General features: G+C 58.1%; 21 protein-coding genes and 1 pseudogene. 9 read left to right on the forward strand and 13 right to left on the reverse strand.

The window, feature by feature from the left end; all coding sequences use genetic code 11:
• Positions 1-41: 41 nt before the first annotated feature.
• From HVA01_RS10065 to HVA01_RS10105, 9 genes are all read right to left on the reverse strand, one after another.
• Entirely contained in the window at positions 42-563 is a 522-nt protein-coding gene (locus HVA01_RS10065; RefSeq protein ID WP_146875229.1) for a DUF421 domain-containing protein, read from the reverse strand.
• Positions 564-753: 190 nt separating this feature from the next.
• Positions 754-1,743 carry a lipid A deacylase LpxR family protein gene (locus tag HVA01_RS10070; RefSeq protein WP_146875231.1) on the reverse strand — a complete coding sequence of 330 codons (990 nt, stop codon included), beginning with the start codon at positions 1,741-1,743 and terminating at the stop codon, positions 754-756.
• A 183-nt stretch (positions 1,744-1,926) separates the two neighbouring features.
• The gene (locus HVA01_RS10075; protein ID WP_146875232.1) at positions 1,927-2,466 is read right to left on the reverse strand and encodes a YaeQ family protein; all 540 of its coding nucleotides are present in this window, start codon (positions 2,464-2,466) and stop codon (positions 1,927-1,929) included.
• A 70-nt stretch (positions 2,467-2,536) separates the two neighbouring features.
• Complete coding sequence (locus HVA01_RS10080) at positions 2,537-3,226, reverse strand: glutathione S-transferase family protein (RefSeq protein WP_146875234.1); 690 nt, start codon at positions 3,224-3,226, stop codon at positions 2,537-2,539.
• 112 nt (positions 3,227-3,338) lie between these two features.
• On the reverse strand, positions 3,339-4,112 hold the full coding sequence (locus tag HVA01_RS10085; RefSeq protein WP_146875236.1) for an enoyl-CoA hydratase/isomerase family protein: 774 nt from the start codon (positions 4,110-4,112) through the stop codon (positions 3,339-3,341).
• Between the two features lie 117 nt (positions 4,113-4,229).
• A complete protein-coding gene (locus tag HVA01_RS10090) occupies positions 4,230-5,078 on the reverse strand; it encodes a 3-hydroxybutyryl-CoA dehydrogenase (protein ID WP_146875237.1) in 849 nt (282 codons plus the stop codon).
• Between the two features lie 160 nt (positions 5,079-5,238).
• A complete protein-coding gene (locus HVA01_RS10095) occupies positions 5,239-7,026 on the reverse strand; it encodes an acyl-CoA dehydrogenase (protein WP_146875238.1) in 1,788 nt (595 codons plus the stop codon).
• 92 nt (positions 7,027-7,118) lie between these two features.
• Positions 7,119-8,525, reverse strand: a complete 1,407-nt coding sequence (locus tag HVA01_RS10100) for an MFS transporter (protein ID WP_146875240.1) — start codon at positions 8,523-8,525, stop codon at positions 7,119-7,121.
• A 131-nt stretch (positions 8,526-8,656) separates the two neighbouring features.
• Positions 8,657-9,328: a class I SAM-dependent methyltransferase gene (locus HVA01_RS10105; protein ID WP_170243504.1), complete on the reverse strand. Its 672-nt coding sequence runs from the start codon at positions 9,326-9,328 to the stop codon at positions 8,657-8,659.
• Between the two features lie 40 nt (positions 9,329-9,368).
• On the opposite strand from HVA01_RS10105, the gene HVA01_RS10110 reads away from it, so the two are divergent.
• From HVA01_RS10110 to HVA01_RS10125, 4 genes are all read left to right on the forward strand, one after another.
• Entirely contained in the window at positions 9,369-9,752 is a 384-nt protein-coding gene (locus tag HVA01_RS10110; protein ID WP_146875244.1) for a VOC family protein, read from the forward strand.
• Between the two features lie 171 nt (positions 9,753-9,923).
• The gene (locus HVA01_RS10115; RefSeq protein WP_146875245.1) at positions 9,924-10,310 is read left to right on the forward strand and encodes a DUF4870 family protein; all 387 of its coding nucleotides are present in this window, start codon (positions 9,924-9,926) and stop codon (positions 10,308-10,310) included.
• 2 nt (positions 10,311-10,312) lie between these two features.
• Entirely contained in the window at positions 10,313-11,248 is a 936-nt protein-coding gene (locus tag HVA01_RS10120; RefSeq protein ID WP_146875247.1) for a lysophospholipid acyltransferase family protein, read from the forward strand.
• Between the two features lie 17 nt (positions 11,249-11,265).
• Entirely contained in the window at positions 11,266-11,616 is a 351-nt protein-coding gene (locus tag HVA01_RS10125) for a DUF4870 family protein (RefSeq protein WP_146875249.1), read from the forward strand.
• A gap of 19 nt (positions 11,617-11,635) precedes the next feature.
• Here HVA01_RS10125 and HVA01_RS10130 read toward each other — a convergent pair whose 3' ends face one another.
• The gene (locus HVA01_RS10130) at positions 11,636-13,045 is read right to left on the reverse strand and encodes a mannose-1-phosphate guanylyltransferase/mannose-6-phosphate isomerase (protein ID WP_146875251.1); all 1,410 of its coding nucleotides are present in this window, start codon (positions 13,043-13,045) and stop codon (positions 11,636-11,638) included.
• Complete coding sequence (locus HVA01_RS10135) at positions 13,042-14,664, reverse strand: alkaline phosphatase family protein (protein WP_146875253.1); 1,623 nt, start codon at positions 14,662-14,664, stop codon at positions 13,042-13,044. The genes HVA01_RS10130 and HVA01_RS10135 overlap by 4 nt, the downstream gene beginning before the upstream one ends.
• A 266-nt stretch (positions 14,665-14,930) precedes the next feature.
• Here HVA01_RS10135 and HVA01_RS10140 point away from each other — a divergent pair, with 266 nt between their 5' ends.
• Genes HVA01_RS10140 through HVA01_RS10155 form a run of 4 tightly spaced genes read left to right on the forward strand, consistent with a single transcriptional unit; the run spans position 14,931 to position 20,018 of the window.
• On the forward strand, positions 14,931-16,430 hold the full coding sequence (locus HVA01_RS10140) for an OpgD/OpgG family glucan biosynthesis protein (protein WP_146875255.1): 1,500 nt from the start codon (positions 14,931-14,933) through the stop codon (positions 16,428-16,430).
• The gene (gene mdoH, locus HVA01_RS10145) at positions 16,423-18,435 is read left to right on the forward strand and encodes a glucans biosynthesis glucosyltransferase MdoH (protein ID WP_146875257.1); all 2,013 of its coding nucleotides are present in this window, start codon (positions 16,423-16,425) and stop codon (positions 18,433-18,435) included. The genes HVA01_RS10140 and mdoH overlap by 8 nt, the downstream gene beginning before the upstream one ends.
• The gene (locus HVA01_RS10150; RefSeq protein ID WP_146875260.1) at positions 18,435-19,220 is read left to right on the forward strand and encodes an FkbM family methyltransferase; all 786 of its coding nucleotides are present in this window, start codon (positions 18,435-18,437) and stop codon (positions 19,218-19,220) included. The genes mdoH and HVA01_RS10150 overlap by 1 nt, the downstream gene beginning before the upstream one ends.
• A gap of 18 nt (positions 19,221-19,238) precedes the next feature.
• The gene (locus HVA01_RS10155) at positions 19,239-20,018 is read left to right on the forward strand and encodes a creatininase family protein (protein ID WP_146875262.1); all 780 of its coding nucleotides are present in this window, start codon (positions 19,239-19,241) and stop codon (positions 20,016-20,018) included.
• Between the two features lie 56 nt (positions 20,019-20,074).
• On the opposite strand, the gene ribA is transcribed toward HVA01_RS10155, so the two are convergent.
• Positions 20,075-21,178: a GTP cyclohydrolase II RibA gene (gene ribA, locus HVA01_RS10160; RefSeq protein ID WP_146875264.1), complete on the reverse strand. Its 1,104-nt coding sequence runs from the start codon at positions 21,176-21,178 to the stop codon at positions 20,075-20,077.
• 340 nt (positions 21,179-21,518) lie between these two features.
• Between ribA and HVA01_RS17665 the strand changes: the two genes are divergently transcribed.
• Entirely contained in the window at positions 21,519-22,130 is a 612-nt protein-coding gene (locus HVA01_RS17665) for a RibD family protein (protein ID WP_246129580.1), read from the forward strand.
• A 57-nt stretch (positions 22,131-22,187) separates the two neighbouring features.
• Here the strand turns inward: HVA01_RS17665 and HVA01_RS17670 are convergent.
• Positions 22,188-23,075, reverse strand: a pseudogene (locus tag HVA01_RS17670) (lysylphosphatidylglycerol synthase transmembrane domain-containing protein); the annotation flags it as partial.

The raw sequence follows: 23,075 nt of genomic DNA on the forward strand, positions 1-23,075 counted from the left end.
AATTAAAATAAATTAGGAAAATGAATCGGATGGGTATGACGTTAATGCGGCCCACGAACGCCCTCTAAACTCGAATGGCGACTTTCTGCCTGCCGTTTGACGACACTCAACGAACCATCGGTTTCTAACACAACGGCTTCTACCGCAGTCACATCATTAAGGCCGCTACTGCGGATAGCCGCTAAAACTTCGTCTTGAGTGACCCGCGCTTGTTGCAGTGGTGTGGATAGAAACTCCCCCTGATAGAGCAGCATCAGTGGCTCGCCAGTGACTAACCGACGTACCCAGCGAAATCGCACGCTAGTCCAGGTAATCACAAATTGGAGCGAGATCAATAGCGCTAGTGCGACCGCACCATCAGCCAGCGCAACATCTTTAGACAGGAGAACAGTCGCCAGAGTTGAACCCAGCGCAACCGTTACGATTAGGTCGAAAGCATTCATTTTCGAAAGCGTACGATTACCTGACAGGCGCAGAAAGAGCACCAGCGTTGCATATGCCAGTAACCCGATGATTAGAACGCGTAATAAGCTGCCCCAGCCATTAAAAAATACCAGATCCATATGTTCTTTCTCCTTAGACATCAAGCGATATAAAAAACACTTGCCTACCACACAGCCTAGGCTAACAGCCCTGTGTCTACTGTATTAGCTAAGAAGATATTTAGCACTGGCTCTGCCGCCACTGGGCATAGGAACTGTTACATGAGGGCGCTTGCCCTCTTCATCGGAGTATGTATGGAACGGTAGCCGTTTAGAAGCGTTTAGATAGGGTGATCGCGCCAAACTTATCCTGTTCGTCCTGAGCGTCGAATTCACGCGTTCGCTGTATAGCAGCGTAAGTGACTTGCCAATCTTCCCAGGCCAGTGCCAGCCCGGCTGAGACATCGCCCACCCACTCTTTGCGGTCGACCGAGTGGCTATTTCTAAACGTATTACCATCAAGCGTCAGGTTTTGGGCCATATAGTAGCCTTCTACGCTGGCAAACAGGTACCACTGCCAGCCGTCGTTTCCAGTCATATGGTGGCGACTACCAGGGTTGGGCCTGAGAGAGGGGATACCCGGCGCTTCATCGCCCCAGCGCACGCTGTAACCGGCGCTTGCATAAGTATACAGATTACCCAGGGCAGCTCCGGCGTTAGGGCCGTGAGCAAATTGCTTACCCATCAATGTGGCGCTCTGCCACCACTGGCGGCGCATGGCAACATTGACGATGGCTTCATCGCCCAGCTGGTTATCCCAGCCATCGGGACGATCACTCTCGGTGATCCGATGCACTTCACGCTGAATGCTGTCAGCAAGCGAAGAGGGGCCGACTAAGCCAATATCCAGATGCAGGTCGGTGGCCTGGCGCCAGCTACCCATCGGCACATCTTCGTAAAGCGAAAGCCCCCCGTAAACGAGTCCTGCGTAAGGGCGATCGTCTTCAATCAAACCACGCTGCTCGATGTTATTCGGCGTATAGATCTGGTGTACCAGCCGAAAAGCGGCCATATCAGCGCTGCCGATAATGCTATCAGGCAACGTAGTGGCTAGGCGCTGTGCCCAGCTTTCAGCCTTGGGCTCAAACGCCCAATTAAGTTCAAAGCCGCTGGTATAGTGGCCATCATCACTACTGGCCAAGCCATCATTGGCGTGCTGAATCGACAGCACGTTATTTTCTGCTTGCGCCAGCGTTGGCAGTAGACCAATAACGGCCACTAGAGAGAGCAGTGGCCACCGTGCAGAGGAGTAGCTGGTCATTACTCATTCCTTGAGTTGAGGGAGTAGAGTCGGGTCATTAAGGCATCAATTAACAACAAACATTGTTGATTGTATGTAATTGTGCAAAAAGATAGCAAGTCTATTTTTTTAGCTATCACAAAAACATTAGGTTACCCCTTACCTCCCTCACCAATGGTGGAAATAGACAAAAACTGCGAATGCTTAGCGGTCGCGTAGTAGCCACTGCGGGGTAATTTCATGCTGGCCGTTTTCATCGGTAATAAACAGCGACCCTTCGCTGACCATCACCGCCCAATTAATCGCCCTTGGCAGGTCTTTAGCGATGGTCGCTAGCGCTTCCTGGGGCAGTTTCGCCACATGCACATTTTTTAGCGAGGCTACGTTAGCCAGTACTTTGCTCTCCCACAAATCTACCCGGCCGTAGGCAAGTAGAGACACGCGTTCCGCGCGGCGAGAACACCAGGTAATACGCTCAGCATCAGGCAAGCCCACTTCAATCCAGTGAAGCAAACGCCCATCTAGGCTTTTCTCCCACAGCGCCGGCTCGTCCACATCGGAAAGCCCCCGCCCGAAGGCCAGCGATTCGTTGTACCACAGCACATAAGCAAGCAAGCGCGCGGTCATGCGCTCTTCGGTTTCTGACGGATGACGCGCCACGGTAAAACGCAGTGTTTCATACACCCCGCGATCCAGGTCGGTCAGATTAATATCAACTTTATAGGGCGTTGCGCTAAGAGCCATGGGACTTTCCAAACGAAAATTTGCGCCAGTGTACCCGATGTAGGGTGGCCTTGGTGAACGGCAAAGCAAGTTAAGACTTGCGATAATCGATTTTCAGAACGCCATTTTTTAACGTTTCGGCCTCGTGCATAGGCTCACGCCATGGTTCTTCCAGCGCAGATTGATACCATGCTTGCATAGCATCAAGCGCTATCAGGCGTTCCACATAAGCCTGGGCAGCCTCACTAACAGGCAACTTAAAAGTCTGCACGCGAAACGCCACAGGGGCATAAAACGCATCTACTGCTGAAAAGTGTTCACCCGCCAAAAACGGACCGCCAAAGCCCTCAAGCCCCTGTTGCCACAGCGTATCTAAGCGAGCCAAATCGGCTTTGAGTTTGGCCGATAAGCTATTCAATTCAACCCGCACAGCGCAGTTCATCGAGCACTCGTCGCGCAGTGCACCAAAGCCGCTGTGCATCTCTGCTGTCGCGGAGCGTGCCCAAGCCCGAGCGGCCTTATCATTCGGCCAAACGTTCGGGTGCTGCTCGGCCACATACTCGACAATGGCCAATGAATCCCATACGGCAATATCACCGTCAACTAAACACGGTACCAGGCCCGAGGGCGAAAACCGCTTAAACGCCTCATGACTAGCACCAAAACCACCCTCAAACGGCACTAGATGCTCATTAAACGGAACCTCCAGCGCTTTCATCAGCACCCAAGGGCGCAACGACCAGGAAGAGTAGTTCTTATTGGCAATATACAGATCAAACATGCAGCGCTCCTTGTGTAGGGAAAATAGCGGCTTACTACATTAGCCTTTGAGCATAAAACGGGGGTGACGCAAGCGCCACCCCCTAAATAAGCAAAATTGAAACGAGCAACCTTTAGAATCTGGCTTTGCGCTTCTCAACAAACGCTGACATGCCCTCCTTTTGCTCGCCACCGGCGAAGCATAGGGCAAACAGGCTGGTTTCCAGCGCCAGGGCGCTATTCAGGTCTTGATCCAGCCCGTCGTGGACCGCCTGCTTGGCACTGCGGACCGCCTGCGGGCCATTGCCTTTAAGCTGGTTGGTGAGTTCTTCAACGTAGCCCTCAAGCTCCGCTTGGGGCATTACCCGGTTTACCAGGCCGATACGCAGCGCCTCTTGGGCGTCAATTTTGCGCCCGGTGGTCGCCAGATCAATCGCCATGGCAGGGCCAACCCGGCGCGGCAGGCGTTGAGTGCCTCCAAAGCCGGGGATGACGCCCAACTGTACTTCCGGTTGACCAAATACAGCGTTATCGCTGGCTACGGCCCAATCGCAGGCCAGTGCCAGTTCGCAGCCGCCGCCAAGGCAAAACCCGTTCACCAGCGCGACCACCGGCACGGGTAAAGTCTCTAGGCGTTTAATGGTTCTCAGCGCTTGGCTGGCAAAAGCTCGCGCTTCTTCGGGTGTTTTATCGCGCATTTCGGTGATGTCGGCGCCGGCCACAAAGGACTTTTCGCCCGCGCCGGTAATCACTACACCGCGTAGATGGGGGTGGGCCTCAAGCTCGACCAAGTGCGCTTCCAGCGCGGCCAATACTTCGCTGTTTAGGGCATTCAGCGCTTTAGGACGATTGATGGTCAGTTGCACCATCCCATCGTTATCAACCTTTTCAATCACTGCTTCGCTCATGGCGGGCTCCTTATTTGATTTGTTATTGAACATTAAAGTGAACACCACCCAACCCTAGCGAACGCTTGGTTGAGTGGCAATGACTTATTTATGCCGCGCTCTTCACGTCACTGCAAGCTAATCGTAGTGATAAAATCCTCGCCCGCTTTTACGCCCTAGGTATCCCGCTGCGACCATGCGCTTGAGCAGTGGGCAAGGGCGGTATTTGGGGTCGCCAAAGCCTTCTTGAAGCACTTCCATAATCGCCAAGCAAACGTCCAGGCCAACCAAATCTGCTAGTGCCAGTGGCCCCATGGGGTGAGCGGCGCCAAGCTTCATCGCCTCATCGATCGCCTCCGGCGTCGCGGTGCCTTCTTGAACGATAAACACCGCTTCGTTGATCATCGGTACCAGCAGGCGATTCACCGCAAAACCTGGCGCGTCGCCCACCGGCACGGCGGTTTTACCTAACGCCTGGGCAAGGGCTTCAATCTCGGCAACGGTTTTATCCGCGGTCTGTTCAGCGCGAATCACTTCCACCAGTTTGAGCACCGGCACTGGGTTAAAGAAGTGCATACCCACGACGCGCTCGGGGTGCTCGCACACCGCCGCCAAGCGGGTGAGTGATAGCGACGAAGTGTTGGAGGCTAAAATTGCGGAACTGCTCAAGCGGCTTAGATCGCGAAACAGTTGCTCTTTGAGTTCAGACTGCTCGGGGGCGGCCTCAATAATCACCGCGCAGTCGCTCAGGGCATCCAGCGTGGTGGTCGTGGAGAGCCGCGCCAAGGCAGCATCTTTATCCGCCTCGCTAATTTTGTCTTTGGCCACCTGCTTTCCCAGGCCTTTGTCGATAGCCGCCTCGGCGCGGCTGAGTTGCTCTTCGGCCACATCATAAAGGCGCACGTGAAAACCGCTGGCAACCGCCACTTGGGTGATGCCCTGCCCCATGGTGCCAGCCCCTACTACACCGATTAATTGATCGCTCATGCCCTCTCTCCCTATCGATTAGCAATACTAGTTATCAGTACTATTTATCCATACTAGGCGGTTATTGGTGTCGCTGTTTCAAGCGGCCGATTTAGATTTAATAACCTTAAAACAGCACCGCCGCCTCTAGGGGCGGCGGTGCTGAGCTGAGAAAATAACGCTAACGAATCTCAAATTCGCTTAGGCACTGTATCCCCGCCTCAATGACCGCACGCTGAGCACGACCTACCGGCAGCCATTGGGTGATGGCAAACTCGGCACTACGCATTTTGGCAGTATAGAAGGGATCATCGCTGCCGTTTTGAATCGCAGCTTTGGCACTCAACGCCGCCTGGCCCATTTGCCACGCGCACAGCACATGCCCTGCTAAGTTAAGGAACGGCGTGGCATAAGCCTGAACGGCATCAGCGCCGTTTTCGGGGTCTTTGCCTTGTTCGAGAACAATCGCTTGGGTGGCTTTTAAGTCCTCAAGCCCTCCAGCCAGGCTGCTCCCGAGTATTGCCAAGGCGGGGTCGGCGTTTAACTGCTCCACGGTGGCAGCAACGTCATGCAGCAGCGCCGTGAGCGCTTCGCCGTTGTCACGCTGGAGCTTACGGCCCGCCAAATCGAGCGCCTGAATGCCGTTAGTGCCTTCATAAATCGGCGCGATGCGGGCATCGCGCAGCAGTTGCGCTGCGCCAGTCTCTTCAACGTAGCCCATTCCGCCGTGTACCTGAATGCCCATCGAGGCGATATCCACCGCTTGATCGGTGGAGAAGCTTTTGATCACCGGAATCAGAATATCCGCGCGGGCCTGGGCAGTTTGCCGGGCATCGTCACTTTCAGCGTGGCGGGCGGTGTCCAGCTCAGCGGCGCAGTACAGCGCCAGCGCGCGTAGCGCATCGGTACGCGAACGCATGGAGAGCAGCATACGGCGCACGTCGAGATGGTCGCTAATGGCACACTCCTGACCGCCGCGTGATTTTGGCGAGCGACCCTGCTGACGCTCCAACGCGTAGGCGAAAGCATGCTGGCAGGCGCGCTCAGCCACGCCAATGCCCTGAATGCCGACTTTGTGACGCGCTTCGTTCATCATGGTGAACATGTGGTTTAAACCACGGCCTTCTTCGCCGACCAAGTAGCCAATGGCACCGCCGTTCTCGCCAAAGCTTAAGGTGCAGGTGGGCGAGCCGTGAATGCCCAGCTTGTGCTCAATAGAGGCACAGGTGACATCGTTGCGCTCACCCAGCGAGCCATCGTCATTGACCAGAAACTTGGGCACCAAGAACAGTGAGATGCCTTTGTTGCCTTCCGGCGCATCGGGCTTGCGGGCCAATACCAGGTGGATAATATTGTCGGCGGCATCGTGCTCGCCCCAGGTGATATAGATCTTTTGTCCACTGATGCGGTAGTGGTCATTTTCAGGCACGGCGCGAGTGCGCACTTGGGAGAGATCCGACCCCGCTTGGGATTCGGTCAGGTTCATGGTGCCCGTCCAGCTGCCTTCCACCAGCTTGGGCAAATAGGTCGCTTTGAGTGCCTCACTGCCGTGATGGGCCAGCGCTTCGATGGCACCAGCGGTCAGCATCGGGCACAGGCCTAGCGCCATATTGGCGCCGTGAAGCATCTCCTGGACGGCGCTGGCGACCACCTCAGGCAGGTTCTGCCCGCCAAGCGCTTCTGATACACCAATCCCGTTCCAGCCGCCCTCGACATACGCTTGGTAAGCCGCCGCAAAGCCTTTCGGAGTGGTCACGCTGCCATCTGAGTGGCGTGTAGTCCCCTGCTGGTCGCCAATCTTGTTAAGCGGTCCCCAGACATCACCGGCAAGTTTTGCGGCCTCTTCGAGTACCGCCTCGACGAGATCAGGCGTGGCTTCTTCAAAGCCCGGTAGGCTGAGCGAACGGTGCGCTAGTAGCTCTTCGAGCACGAAGCGCATATCGCGTACCGGTGCGGCGTAATAGTTCATAACAAAACCTCGGGCTAAGAGTTAAACAATTGTTTGAAAGTGTGGCTAGGATAGTAGTAACACTCTCCTGCCGACACCATTAGCCCAAGGTATCAGCCGTTACCCATAACGTCTTTATCCGGTCTTTTTTTACGCACTTCCACTTGTTCCACGTCATCATAGTAGGTGATATGGCTTTTATCTTCGGCGGGCGGCCCCACCACCGGTTCAGCCACATCCACATCCCAAACGGCATCAGACAGGTCCTCCAGGTGCTCGTGCTCTAGCGCTCCCTGCATCAGCTCTTCGGTGACAACCAGTTCAGCCCCGGCAGCCGTCATCGGTGTAGTGGGTGTAAAGGGCGCCACAGGCACTGGCGCGGGGCGCACACTGCGCCGCCAGGAGAAGAACAGTAAGAAGAACAGGCTCAGCGAGCCAAAGGCCCAGAACAGGCCGGCATCGCCCATCACCGTCATCACCGGGGAGATCATCAACGGGCTGATGGTGGCGCCAATCGAATTAATCAGTAGCAGGCCCTGGCTCATGCGCACCAGCGCCCCGGCGGGCGCGCGGTCGGCGGCATGGCTCACCGCCACCGGATAGAGCGCAAATACGCCACCGCCAAGCAAGAATAGCAGCGCCGCCAGCATTGGCGTTGGAAGCGGTAGCCAGATCATCGCCGCCGAGATCAGTACGCAGAAACCACTGATACCCATCAGCACCATCTGACGGTCGTGGCGATCCGACCAGCGGCCAATGGGGTACTGCAGCAGCATGGCCCCCATAATCACCACCGCCATCATCTGCCCCACTTGGCTGACGCTCATGCCAATCCGCTGCAGATAAAGCGGCAAGAGGGTATAGGCCGCGGCGACCACCATACCGGAGCCTAAACTGCCCATTACACCGGTCGGCGTCAGGGTGATCAGGCGCAGCGGATGCAGCGGCTCGGCGTGTTCCATAATCGGGGAGACGCGGGGAATCATTGCCATGGGAAGCACGGAAAGCGAGGCCAGCAGGCCAATCACCATAAAGGGCGCCGTGACGCCCATGGCATTGGTCACGCCGAGTAGGAGTTGACCCAATACGCCGGCGGCATAAAGCGAAATCATGTACAGCGCCAGCAGGCGCCCGCGGACTTTTTGATCGCCCGACGTCAACAGCCAGCTCTCAATGACCAAATAAACACCCACCGTGGCCCAGCCGCCGATCAAGCGCAGCACAAACCAAGCCCAAGGGTCGAAGAACAAACCTTGCAGCAGCACGGTAACCGCAACGAGCGAGGCAAAACTGCCGTAGGCGCGAATATGGCCAATGCGCAGCAGCAGGCGGTCGTTAACCAACGCGCCCAGGGCTAAGCCAATAAAGTAGGCCGACGAGACAATACCGATTAGCGTGGCCGACTCACCGGCCGCGTCTAAGCGCACGGTAATTAAGGTGGCCAGAAAACCGTTGCCAATCCCGAGAATAAATAGCCCCAACAGAGGGGCCAGCGCCATGGCTAGCAGTTGCCGCGACATGAATACCTCACCTTGACCAGAAGGATGAAAAAAACAGCATTACAAAGGTAATGATATAAACCGTCATCTCACCTGGCGCATCTAGTCAGGTAGTATTACGGCGCGCAATTATTGCCCTCGACTGAGCAAAGTCAATGCTTTTCTGATGGCATCGCTATCGGCGACAGCGATTTACGCAGAATAACCGTGTCAGGCCCCGGAAATTCCACTGCTAACGTATTCTTTTGTGCCCACCAACGGAAGGTCTCTTGACTAAAAAAGCTAATATGCGTGGGGTCGCTAATATAGTGCCAGCGGGCAAAGGCCTCGGGCGACGTGACCCGTTTGGTCATCACCCCCAGATACCCGCCTGGCGCCAGTTGAGCCACTAATTGAGTAAGCACCTGGCCGGGCTGTGACAAGTGCTCAACAACTTCTGTTGCGGTGATAAAATCAAACATCTGGGCGAGAGCCGAGGCGTCAGGGGCGTAAAACGGATCGTAGATAGCCATCGGGTAGCCCTGCTCTGCGAACATCACCGACAGCGTTGGCCCCGGCCCTGAACCAAAATCGAGCCCGCGGGCATTAGCGGGAAGCTTCGCCAGCAGCGGGGTAAATAAACGCCCTAAAAAGCGCCGGTATCCCGTATCATGCGGCGAGTTTTGGTGTTTATCGTATTCGGCTTTTTCAGCAGCAGCGCTCAAATGCTGCGCCGGGGGGACAAATACCAGCTTGCACGTGGCACACTGGTAGTAGTCACGGCGCCGATCCCGGTGGTAAAGCGCAGTCGTGGATGCCGCGCAGAGCGGACAGCGACGCATCATCGTATTCTCTGGCTTATCGTTACGTATTAAGGAAGGTGGCATGCTCTCAGGTCTGGATCATCTTGTGGTTACCGTGACCGATATGGGTCGCGCAGTGGATTTTTACTCGCGTGTTTTAGGCTTGGACGTCCGCTACCGGGATGCTCAACGGGTCGATTTAATGCTCGGCGATACGGCGTTACGTCTACACCAAACCGATACCGACATTGCGCCCATTTCAGCGACGCCGACTCCCGGCAGTCTGGATTTATGCCTACGCTGCCAACTGCCGCTGGATGAGTTCAAGCAGCATTTAGAGGTGCTGGGCATTGATGTAGAACTGGGTCCTGTCGCCCGCCAAGGCGCCAATGGGCCGATTGAGTCGCTTTACCTGCGCGACCCGGATGGCAACCTGTTGGAAATTTGCCGCCCCGCTTCACGTTAAGGCTCAATCTTGGTTAGTGATAAGCCGAATAGCGCACGGTATCATAATGCGCCTGACCAGCGCCCGCTGAAATGCGCTAGCCAGTATTCTATTATTCAAAACTAATCATTCAGCACTAACCATTAGTGCTAACCGTATAGTCTTTATACGGTTTTATCGAAAGGAAACGTTATGCTTGATAACGACAGTGATTCCCCCTCTCAAGGCGAAGTCGTCAGCGGCGCGCAGCAGCCGCCCGACACCACCATGGCGATGGTTATCTATGCGCTCTATCTGGCCAGCTTCATCCTCGGCTTTACGTCGCTGATTGGTGTGGTTATCGCTTACGTCTATAAAGGCAAAGGGCCTGAATGGTTGGACGAGCACTACCGCTACCAGATTCGCACCTTCTGGATGGGCTTGGCATACGGCATCCTTTTTTCACTGCTAACCTTCGTGTTGATCGGTTTTCCGCTTTTGCTGGCGCTGGCTGTCTGGCTAATTATTCGCTGCGTGAAAGGCTTCAAGGGGCTGCAAGAGAAGCGTGCACCCTCTAATATAGATTCCTGGCTGTTTTAACCATGGCTCAACAAACGCTTGAAACGCGTGGGCGTTTTTCCAAAGCCAGCGCGATCAGCTGGCTTTGGCGGCGCCTTTCGCACTGGCCCCTGGCGCGCCTGTGGCGCTTTGCGTCAGCGCTGGGCCCCTTGGTGTACCGCTTTAACCAGCGCGAACGCCATATCACCGATATTAATATCGGCGTTGTTTATCCCCGCCTTAGCCCCCGCGAACGTAAAGCACTGGCACAGGATAGCCTGCGCCACTCAACGGCGACCATGTTAGAGCTGGGGCATGCCTGGATGGCGGCACCGGAAACAGTAGACGCGGGTATTTTAGCGGTGCACGGACGCGACAAACTCGACAGTGCCCGGGCAGAGGGTCGCGGCGTGATTGTGCTTGCCCCCCACTTCGGCAACTGGGAGGTGCTCAACTTCTGGCTATCGAGCCATTTCCCCTTTACCGCCATGTACGAGCCACCCAAGATCACTGCCCTCGACCCGGTCATTCGGCACGGTCGAGAGCGCATGGGTGCAAGCTTAGTGCCGACCAACCCACGCGGTGTGGCGGCGCTGCTTAAAGCGCTTAAACGCAGCGAGGCGATAGGTATATTGCCTGATCAAGAGCCTTCGTGGGGCAGCGGCGTCTTCGCCCCGTTTTTTGGCCGCGACGCCTACACCGCAACGCTGTTGCCGAAACTGGTGGCCCGCACCCAGGCGCGCGTGGTCACGGGGGTAGCGCTGCGTATTCCCGGTAAAGGCTTTGAGATCCATTTACTGGATGCCGATGAGCGCGTTTACAGCAGCGACGATGTACTGTCTGCCACGGGCGTTAACGCCAGCGTAGAAACCGCGATTGGCTTGGCACCTGCGCAGTATCAGTGGGAGTACAAGCGCTACCGCAAAGTGGTGCAAGCGCAGCAAAAGCTGGCTAACCACCGCGACTATCGGCTTTATTAATCTAAAAGAGTTTTCTGATGACGCCACACGCTAGTCCGCCCGATGCAACCCGCACGCCGCAGATTATCTACGCCCTTTATTTAGCGGGGATTGTCACCGCCAATATTACCCTGCTGATTGGCGTAATCATTGCCTATGTTTACCGCAAGGACGCCGCACCGTGGCTGCAGCAGCACTACCGCTATATGATCCGCACCTTCTGGATCGGCACCCTGTATGCCTGCATTGCCTTTGTGCTCAGCATTTTTGTGGTTGGCACGCTACTCTGGCCGCTGCTAGCCGTGTGGCTGGGGGTACGCTGCGTACTGGGCTGGGTAGACGTGCGCAAAGGGCGCCCCCCGGCCAGGCCCGCTAGCTGGCTTTGGTAAGCCGTGCGTCATCTGCCCTTCACTCGTTGTTATCACGGGCATAAACATCATCCAAACGCTCAATATCGTCTTCGCCCAGATAACTACCTGACTGCACTTCGATCAGTTCAAGGGGGATTTTGCCGGTGTTCTCCAGCCGGTGGAGCGCGCCGATCGGGATATAGGTCGACTGGTTTTCCGTTACCAGAAAGCGTTGTTCCTCAAGCGTTACCTGCGCCGTCCCCCTCACCACAACCCAGTGCTCAGCGCGGTGATGGTGGCGCTGCAGCGACAGCCGCCCACCGGGCTTAACGGTGATGTGTTTGACTTGATAGCGTGCACCGCGATCCATTGCTTGAAAGCTGCCCCAGGGACGCTGCACCAAGGGTGCCGCCACCGGTTCGCTGCGGCCCGCTTGAGAGAGCGCCGCCACTAGCTGCTTTACCTGCTGCGCTTGATCGCGATGAGCCACCAGCACGCTATCCGATGTTTCCACCACGATATGGTTCTGCACGCCTAGCGTGGCCACCAGGCGGTGCTCGGCAAACACCAGCGAATCCTGGGTATCGGTTAGCCAGGTATCGCCCTTGGTGGCGTTGCCCGCCGCATCAGGTTCCAGCGTGGCCCATAGCGAATCGAAACTACCGATATCGCTCCACTGCGCCGCCAAGGGCACGACCGCCGCGTGGTCGCAGTGTTCCATCACCGCGTAGTCGATCGAGTCCGCCGGGCAGCGTCGAAACGCGGCTTCGTCCAGGCGCAGAAAATCCAGGTCGCGATGCGCGCCGCTAACGGCCGCTTTGCAGGCCTCAAGCATGCTCGGGTTAAGCCGTTCCAGCTCGGCTAAATAGCGCGACGCCGGAAGCAAAAACATGCCGCTGTTCCAAAGGTAGCCACCGTTTTCCACCAGCTCGGCTGCGCGTCTGGCGTCAGGCTTTTCAATAAAGGCGGCGAGGCGATGGCCGCCTTCGAGAGGGTCACCGCAGGCGATATAACCGTAGCCGGTTTCAGGCTGGGTAGGCACCACGCCGAAAGTAACCAGATACCCCGCTTCAGCTAACGGCACGGCCAGCGAAACGCTGTACTGAAACGCCTGAACATCGCCAATCACATGGTCCGCCGGTAGCACCAGCAGGAGCGGATCATCGCCCGATTGACGCGCCAACAGCGCTGCGCAAGCAATCGCCGGGGCCGTATTACGCCCTTCGGGCTCGAGCACCAGCGTCGCTGCTTGCTCCATCTCACGCAGTTGTTCAGCCATTAAAAAACGGTGGCTGTGGTGGCCCATTAGCAATGGCACGGCAGTGGTGACGCCCACTAAGCGGCTGAGCGTTTGCTGAAGCAGGCTTTGCGACGCGGTTAACGACAGAAACTGTTTGGGCATCTGCTCGCGGGAGAGGGGCCAGAGCCGTGTGCCACTGCCACCGCTCAAAATCACCGGCTGAATCATGGTGCCATCCTTGTTGTCGTTCCTGGGGGCGGGAAAGTGTCAGCGTCAGGTGCCGCAAAATCGGCCTGCAACCAGTGGCGCAGTTGGCTCATTCTGGGTGCGTTAGCGGCCTGCTCAAGCGCTGGCAGCGTGCCGGGTATAAATCCACGCGCCAAAAAGGGTGCCAACAGCGCTGGGTCGCCGCTGATAATATGCACGGGCACCGCCTTGCTGGCATCGTCACCGGTAATCAGCGGTGCTGCCTGATGGTCGCCGAGGACGATCAGCAGAGTGTCGTTATCCACCACCCGCTCGGCCCAGCGCCCGGTAACTTTGACAGCATAGTCGACCGACCAGGCATAGTGATCACGAATACGCTCGATGTCCTGCCATAACACCTCGGGCGGGTCGCCGGCCTCCTCCCAGGGGGTAAAAATCTGGCCGTCTGCGATTAACGACCAGTCTTCAATCACTGGCAAAATCGGTGTCCAGGGCGCGTGGCTGGAAATCAGTGCCAGCTGCGCGAATACCGGCGTGTCGCCCAGCAAGTGGCGCTGGGTGTAATCGAGGGTGAACTGGTCGGGCATGGTCACCCAGTTGAGCGCGGGGCCGGCGTAGTCGATATCGTTGGCGGCGGCAATCTGATCAAAACCGTAGGCCTGCCCTTCCGGCCACGCCATGGTGATGGCGGGCATTACGCTGAGGGTGCGTTGACCGGTGGCGCTAAAATCATCGATCAACGTCGAGTGATCGCTATTTAGCATCAACCGATACCATAGCTGATTATCGATCCACCGGCCGCTAAGGACGGTTGCATGAGCAAGCCACGACTGCCCCCCTTGAATGGGCGCCTCTAACATACCTGACACGACATGCAGATGGCGATTCTCCAGGCGCTGCTGCATCTCGCTAAGCGTGGGTAGCAACACGTCAGCATAGCGCGGGTCATTCAGCGCCGAAATGCCGTAGGACTCAATAAACGTCAGCAACACGTTACGCCCCTCAAGCCCGGGCATCGGCTGCGTAGCAATGGGTGATGTCTCCAACTGCTCGGCAAAGGCAAGGCGCGCGGCGTGGGTATCGGCTATTTGCTGCCACTGAAACCGCGTGGTGTTGAGCATGGGCAAACGGGCACTGTCCACCAGCCGTACCCCGGCCAACTCAAGTGCGGCGCCGCTGGTAGCCACCACCAGCACCGCTAACGCGGCGGCCCCAGGGAGTTGCTTCACACAATAGTGAAAGGGCGGTAGCAGTAAGCGTAATAAGCCCAAAACAATACCCAGCAGCACAGCGGCCCCGACGAACATCGCGCAAACCGCCACAGTTTGGCCTACATTACCTACTAGCAGATGATAAATAGAGCGCAGCAAAGGAATATCAAGGTAAAGGTTCAATGGCCGGGCAAAGGCCATATTAATGGCCGCATCGCCTAAATTAGCGGCAGTGGCCACCAAAATCCAACTGACGAACGCAACGACCAGCCAACGACGCAGTTGGCGGGGAGGAAGCAGTAGCATAAGCGGCGCGATAATCAGCGCCTCCCAAGCAATAAGATGGGAACTGACATCACCAAAACGCCACCACAGCGGCGCGATGAGTAATACATTCAGTGTTAGTAGCGTTAATAATAATCGACTCATCGCATTCTCATTTCTGCCTGCGTTAGCTTAAGGTGGCTGAGGTATCACCGGTCAGTGTTCGACCTCAGTGAGCGGTTATGAAAAAAGCAAGGAATAAGGGCTGCTGTAAAACGCAATAATCATGTACTGTTGTGCAAAATTGTATAATTATTGTGTAAAAAATTCACGCTTTGCGTCGCTGATGGCGAAGCGTGTGCAGACCTTCTACCGAAAGGACTTCGCCCATGTGTTGTAACACTATTGGTAGGTGGTGGGCAGGTAAGTGGATGGTTCTCCTCAGTAGTGCCGTCATCTCTTCCGCGTTTGCCCAAGACGATCAACAGTTCAGCGACGTCATAGAACGTGCTCAACAGCTTGCCGAGCACGCGTATCAAGCCCCCGAAGAGACGCTGCCGAAGGCACTGCGTGAGCTTGACTACGATGCCTACCGACAAATTCGTTTTGATCCCGAGCATGCCTATTGGCAAGACGAAAGCCCCTTCAGCTTACAGCTGTTTCACAGCGGCTTTCTGTTCCAAACCCCGATAGCCCTTAATGTCATTGATCAAGATGGCGTTACCCCGCTGCCCTTTTCAGCAGGCGATTACCGCTACGATGGCGCCGCTGAAACGTTGCAAGAGCATGACCTAAGCGGCAGCGGTCACGCGGGCTTTCGCCTGCATTATCCCCTCAACAGCGACGACTACGCCGATGAGTTTGCCGTTTTTCTCGGCGCGAGCTATTTCCGCCTGGTAGGGCGCGGCCAAGCTTACGGGCTCTCGTCACGGGGGCTGGCGATTGATACGGCGTCTGCCGAGGGCGAAGAGTTTCCCGCGTTTCGCGAATTCTGGTTGTACAAACCCGCCGCTGACGCCAGGCAAATTGAGCTGTTAGCGTTAATGGATAGCCCATCAATTAGCGCTGCCTACCGTTTTATCATCCAGCCTGGCGACAGTACTCAGGTTGAAGTAGAGGCCGAATTGTTTGCCCGGCACGATATTGCCAAGCTAGGCGTGGCGCCGTTAACCAGCATGTTTACGTTTGGTGAAGCAAGCCGCGAGCGCCCGGACGATTTTCGCCCTCAGGTACACGACTCTGACGGCCTGCTGATGCATACCGGCAGCGGCGAGTGGATCTGGCGCCCCCTGAGCAACCCCAAGCATCTTCGCACCTCGGCATTTAGCGATAGTCAGCCTCAAGGGTTTGGCTTGATGCAGCGGGAACGTGACTTTAGCCGCTACCTGGACACCGAGGCCCAGTATCACCGCCGCCCCAGCCAATGGGTCGAGCCCTTAGCGCAATGGGGGCCAGGCCACGTCGAACTGGTTGAAATTCCCACCCCCGATGAAACCCACGACAACATCGTTGCCTACTGGGTGGCGGACGACACGCTTGACGCGGGCGAATCCCGCCGCCTGCACTACCGCACTTACACGCTTAACGCTCAGCCAGAAGCGCATACGCTAGGTCGGGTCATTCGCACCCGCCACGGGAACGCAAAGGTACCGGGAACAGATTCACCCGCTGACGCTCAGCGTCAGTTTATCGTCGATTTCCAAGGCGGGGCGTTAGATGCTATTAGCGCCGACCAAGCCGTCGAGTTAGCTATTAGCAGCCAACAAGGTGAGGTATTGCTGCCCCAAGTTACCGCACTGCCTCATCAAGGCTTTCGGGCGAGTTTTCGGCTACCCGAAAGCGATCAACCCAGCGATGTTCGCCTCAGGCTGACCCTAAACGGCGAACCGGTTAGCGAAACCTGGAACTACGTGTGGTATCCCGATGCCTAGCACAACCGATATCCAACCATCGATTCCCTGGCTGACCACACGCCGGGGCGGTCTGGCCATTGTGGTGCTGCTTTCCAGCGCGGCGGGCTGTATCGCCATGAACCACGTCGTCGCCAGCCTCGCTATCGGCTGGCAGGTTTCCATGCTGGTGCTGTTTGCGTTGACCTTTACCTGGATCGCGCTGGCATTTTGGGGCGCCGTTTGCGGCTTTGTGGTCTGCGCGCTGCGCCGCGACCCGCTTAGCCTACGCAAGCTCGACCAGCAAGCGCCCAGCGCACGCCTGCTCGTGAGCCGCACCGCGATCGTGATGCCGATTTATGCCGAGCCACCGATCCCCACCTTTGCCGGGCTTGAAGCCACCTGCCGTTCGCTGTTGAGCTACGCCATTCATAGCGATGGAAACGACGCGGTACGGCCCATGAGCGAGCATTTTGAGGTGTTTATTCTTAGCGATACGCAAGACGCCGCCCAAGCTCAGGTAGAAGAGGCTCACGTGGCGGCCTTGCAGCGTCGTTTTAGCGAGCAGTTGGCCATCCATTACCGCCGGCGGGCTAACAATAACGGCCGCAAAGCGGGTAACATCGCCGAGTTTTGCCGCCGCTGGGGGCGCTACTATGATTATATGATCGTACTCGATGCCGACAGTTTAATGAGCGGCGCCACGCTGCTGCGCATGGTCCAGCGCATGCAGCGCCAGCCCTCACTGGGTTTGATCCAAACGGTACCCATCCCGGTCGGCCAAAAAACCCTGTTTGGGCGCTTCACGCAGTTTGCTTCAGCGCTCTACAGCCCCATGCTGGCCGCTGGCCAGAGCTTCTGGCAAGGGGATGCCGCGAACTATTGGGGACACAATGCGATTATCCGCACGCGTGCCTTTATGGATTACGCCGGCCTCCCCACGCTCTCCGGCAGGCCACCGCTGGGCGGTGAAATACTCAGCCACGACTTCGTGGAGGCCGCCTTGCTCAAACGCGGCGGCTGGCAGGTCATACTGGACACCACTATCACCACGGCGGTATCGCGCCATGACCCCTACGCCAGCGCCTCCCACAATAGTTTTGAAGCCATGCCGAGTAATCTGCTCGACTTTGCGAAGCGTGACCGCCGCTGGCTCCAGGGCAACCTTCAGCATTTACGTTTGCTAAGCGGCGCAGGGTTGCACCCCCTCAGCCGCCTGCATTTCTTCTACGGCGCGTTTGCTTATTTATCCTCATTAGTGTGGCTAGGGCTTTTGCTATGCACCAGCGCATTGGTAACGGTTCACTCGCTGAGTAATGAGTCAGGTGAGCTGCTGTCAGGTAACGTTACCTTTAACCCGCTTTCGCTGGGGTTACTGTCCATTACCTTAGTGATGCTATTGGCGCCTAAACTACTCGGCTGGCTACTGGCCTGCTGGCAAACGCCCCACGCCTTCGGTGGTCGGCTGCGCCTGACCGTCAGTACCTTTCTGGAAATGCTGTTTGCCGCCTTGTTAGCGCCGTTGATGATGGCGTGGCACAGTCTCTTTATTATCAACGTGCTGCTAGGGCGCTCCATTGAATGGCAAACGCAAGAGCGGGGTGAGCGGTCACTGACTTGGCGTGAAACCTGGCAACACACGTGCTGGATGACGCTCACCGGCGTGGCATGGGCGGGCATAATGGCCGCCTTTTCGGCGACGGCCTTTGGTTGGTTAACCCCGGCCTGGCTAGGCCTAGTGGCGGCGGCACCGCTGGTTAAATACTCCAGCAGCAGTACCTGGGGCGGCGTGGTGAGCTATCGGCTCGGGCTTCTTAAAACGCCCAGCGAATGCTTAATGCCGTCGGTACTAGCGGATTTTGCAGCACTCATGAGCAGTAGCCACCCGCATCCTCTCGACCCATCGACCCAAGCGGCTTACCCACTTCAGCTACCGCCGCCGGAGCGCCTGGGAGCGATGCTCTGCCAATCCTTTCAGCAGTTTGATCGTCAGGCATTGGCAGCCTCATCACAAACGCCGCCGACAACGACCAAGGAGCCGTATTAATGCCTAGCCTGTATTTCCAACGGCTGCGCAGTGCGAGTGGGCTCGCCCGCTCGCTATTTATTTATTGGCGGCCGGGTCGACAACGCGGGCTACAACGCCTTTACCGCCCTTTCATTCAGCCCGGCGCCATCGCCTTTGATATTGGCGCCCACTTAGGCGACCGCAGTGCCGCCTTTCAAAGGCTGGGGGCCACCGTGGTAGCCCTTGAGCCACAGCCGAATCTCGCCAAGTGGTTCAGGCGTATGGTCAACAAACCCAACGTAACGCTGCTGCCGCTGGCCGCCGGGCCAAGCCCAGGCTTTGCCGAGATTGCCATTAGCTCCGGCAACCCCACGCTTTCGACCCTGGCCACCGACTGGCGCGAACAAATCGGCGAACGCAACGCAGGCTTTAGCCACGTTCGCTGGGAACAGCGGCTGCGCGTCCCGGTCATCACCCTGGATAGGTTGATTGATGAATATGGCGAACCCAGTTTTATCAAAGTCGATGTCGAAGGTTTTGAGGCTGACGTATTGGCAGGGCTTAGCTGCCCGGTGGCCGCCCTGTCGGTGGAGTTCGTCGCCGGCGCGCTGGACGTCGGTCGCGCCTGCGTTGAACACCTGAGCGCCCTCGGTGATTATCGTTATAACGTCGTGGTCGGTGAGCAACGCCACTTTCAGTGGAGCGAGTGGCAACCCCCACAAGCGACTATCCAGTGGCTTGCCGATGGCGCCAACGACGTCCCTTCCGGCGATCTTTACGCCTGCCGCGCCGATCATCCCTTGGTGCTGAATGATGTTAAATAACGCGAGGCCCTTCCCTTTATGATTCACCACTGGCAAACGCTGACCGCGCCACAGCTCGCGGATTTCGCCCAACGCGACCCGGTGGCCGTGCTAGTACTCGGCGCCATTGAGCAGCACGGCACGCACCTTCCCCTCGCTACTGACCTCATGATTGGCGAAGGGCTGCAGGCCGCCATGCTAGAGGTGCTTGACCCCGATCTTAACGTGATCTGCCTGCCGCCTATCGCCGTGGGCGCCAGCGACGAGCACGTCAGCTTCCCCGGTACGCTAAGCCTGCCTGCGCCGCTGGCGATTGCCACCCTGGAAGCCTACGGCGACAGCTTGGCCCGCGCGGGCATCCGCCGTTTGGTGCTGCTTAACAGCCACGGGGGGAACAAAGCAGTCATGGACTTGGCGGGGCTAACGCTACGGCGGCGGCATGGCATGCGCGTCGTCAAAGCGACCTACACGCGTCTGCCCGCGCTGGAAGGTGCAATAGATGCCGACGAACTGCGCTACGGGTTGCACGGAGGATTGCTTGAAACCGCCATGATGCGCTACCTGGCGCCTTCGTTAGTGCAACTCGACGATTACACAGCAGCGCCGACCGCCGCACCGCAAGACGCTGCTTTGGTCAGTGCCGAAGGCGCTGCAGCGTTTGCGTGGTTGGCTGAAGACTTGAGCCCGCATGGCGTGGCAGGCGACGCGACCCACGCCAGCGCTGAACTAGGCGAGCAGCTGGTTCAACACTATGCCCGCCAACTAGCGGCCGTAGTGGCGGAAACCGCCCACCTACCACCGCTAACCAGCCACCGCTAACCAACCAAACTTGCTGCACAAGTGGGAACCAGCTTTAGCTCGCGGCCGTGTTGCGTTTAACGCTGGTCACTGAGCACATCTTCCAACAGATGCCCACCGCGGGTGGCCTTGGCATTTAAGTAGCGGTGATTTTGGTCGGTAACGCTACCGTAAAGCGCCTGGCGCGATACCACCTCGATACCGCCTTGGCGCAGCGCCTCCATTTTCAACGGATTATTGGTCAGCAGCTGCACCTGGGTGATCTCAAGCGCGTTTAACATATCCACCGCCACCGCATACTGGCGCTCGTCGTCGCCAAAGCCAAGCACCTGATCCGCATCCACGGTGTCCAAACCACCGTCCTGCAAGGTATAGGCGCGCAGCTTATTGGCCAGGCCGATACCCCGGCCCTCCTGGGCTAAATAAAGCAGCACGCCGCCGCCCATGGCTTGAATATCCGCCACGGCATTGCGCAGCTGCTCGCCACAGTCACAGCGCAAGCTACCAAACAAATCGCCCGTCAAACACGCCGAGTGCATACGTAACGGCACCGCACCTTGCCATTGCGCCTGCTCACCGATGACCACGGCCACGTGCTCACGCAAGCCGTCCGGCTCCCGGAACAGCACAAAGCGGCTATGAGCGGCCTCTTCGAGGGGAATGTGCGCTTCGCTGACACGTTTAAGCATGCCCGGCGCACCGGCCAGGCACTGCTGCGCCTCTTCGGCGTCCACTTCCAGCAGCCGCCCTTGGGCCAGCTGTTGATCAATAGTGGCCGCGGCGGCTTCACTGACAAACGCGCATAGCGCCGCGGGGATTAGCAACGCCCGGCGCATAAGCGCAACCGCGCCACGCTCGGCCAGTCCCGCGGGTTTTAAACCGCTCGTTAAGCCACTGGGAGCCTGCGGCCAGTTTTCCGCAGTAGCTAAGCCGTGCAGCTCGCTAACACTTATATCGGCGGCTAACGGCAAACTGGCCGCCTCTGCCGTCAGCGAGATCCCCATCGCTGCCAAACGGTGACGAGTGAGGACCAACGCTGGCCGCGACCCCGCCGTTTGAGCCAGGGTTTCCACCGACTCACTGCCCTCCAGCGCCTGCACTAACAAGCGCTGCCCATCGGCATTGACCACCACTGGCAATCCCCGACGTATATCGAAAATAGCTCGTTCAATCTGATACATGTAGGCCTCCTGGCTTCCTGGCGTGAGGGACGTTCCGCGCTTGCGCTAAACCGACAGGCGCCGCATGATAAAGCGGATTTTCTAGCGCGGAGGCGTCATGCCCGACTCCCCTATCGACACGGGTTTTATCTATCAAGAAAGCGATATTGCGCTGGCAGATGCCTGGCAGTGGCTGCTGGCACGGCGCCACCAGCGCCCCTGCTCGGTCGCCGTTACCCTGGCGCCCGACGGTGAATGGCAATCGCCGCAAACGGTGACGCCTGAAGCGCGCCAGCTGCTGGATTGTTTGACCCCGCTGGCTAGCCGCCCCGCGTGGGTCATCGCACAGCTGGGACAAAGCATGGATGGCCGGATCGCCACCGAAAGTGGCCACTCGCATTACATTAACGGCCATCAAAGTTTGGTCCACCTGCACCGGCTGCGGGCCTTGGTAGACGCTGTGGTGATCGGCGCCGGCACCGCCAGCGCTGACAACCCGCAGCTGACGGTGCGCCATGTCAGCGGCGTTAGCCCGACCCGGGTGGTGCTGGACCCGCGTGGGCGCCTGCCGGATGACTTGACGCTGCTGACGACGCCGTCCGCCGCGACGCTGCATATCGTTGGGCCCAGCGTAGCAACGGCGTCCGCCAACGCTCACGTAGAGCGCTGCGTACTGCCATTGAACAGCAGCGGCCAGTTCAGCCCCAATGACGTGATTGCGCTGTTGGCTGAGCACGGCTTGCACCGCGTACTGATCGAAGGCGGCGGCATTACGGTGTCCCAATTTATCGAAGCGGGGGCCGTTGACCGGCTGCACCTGCTGGTCGCTCCGCTGCTGATTGGTTCCGGCCGACCGGGGCTTAAAATGACCCCCATCGACACCCTTGAAAGTGCGCTGCGCCCGCCCACCCGAACGTTCCGCTGCGGGGACGACACGCTGTTTGACATGCAACTGAGCGCCGCCGCCACCTGACGGCTGTGCCGTGCGGCGACGGCTTAACGCTACCCAAATACCCGGCAGGCTGGCCAGTAACACGATGACGCCATAGGCCAGCGACACTGCCACGCCCTGGGCAGCGGGCAAGCCCACCAGCGCCCATACGCCCGCAGCAGTGCCTTCGCGCAGCCCCCACCCCGCCACCGACAAGGGAATCAGCATCGCGAGCAGCAGCACCGGCGTTAGCGCCAGCAGCTGCAGGGCAGGCAGTTCGACGCCAATCGCCCGCGCAGCGCACACCATCACTAAACCGTAGCTCACCACAATCGCCAGCGACGAGAGCAACTGCTGGGGCCAAACCCCACGCTGATATAAGCCGCGTTTTAGGTCTCTGGCCAAGGCGCGACACCATTGGGGTGCACGGGCTAAGCCCACGCCAACGCGCTGACGGAGCAGCAGCCCGGTGACCACGACGCCCCCCACCGCCGCTGCCAGCGTAGTCAGCACTGGCCAGCCTAATGCGCCATGCCAAAGCGGTGAGAGCAGCAGCGCCGTGAGCGTTAGCAACGCCACCGCGACCTGCCCGGAGGCGCGCTCAATAATCACCGCGCGCCACGCACTGCCTCGAAACGCGGCCTGGCTGGCATGGCGGTGCGCGCGCCCTGCGTCTCCTAACACACCACCCGGCAAAAGCTGGTTCACTAACAGCGCCAGATAGTATTCGCGCAGGGCATAGGTAAACCGTAACGGCACATCGATAAGGCCCGCGGTGAGCTGCCAGCGCCAGGCGCATAGCATTACTTGCAGGGTACTGATCGCTAGCGCCAGCACCACCCATCCGGCTGAAAAGCGCTGCACCTCGGCAAGTATCGCCTGAGGCTCCACCCACAGCGCAACGGCGCCCAGCAGCGCGGCGCTGATTAACCCACGACGTAGCCATGGGCGGTCCATCCAGACAAGTAACCGGCGTGCAAGGCGCAT

Origin of the sequence: Halovibrio variabilis, assembly GCF_007991175.1 — a bacterium.
In the GTDB taxonomy this organism is placed as follows: domain Bacteria; phylum Pseudomonadota; class Gammaproteobacteria; order Pseudomonadales; family Halomonadaceae; genus Vreelandella; species Vreelandella variabilis.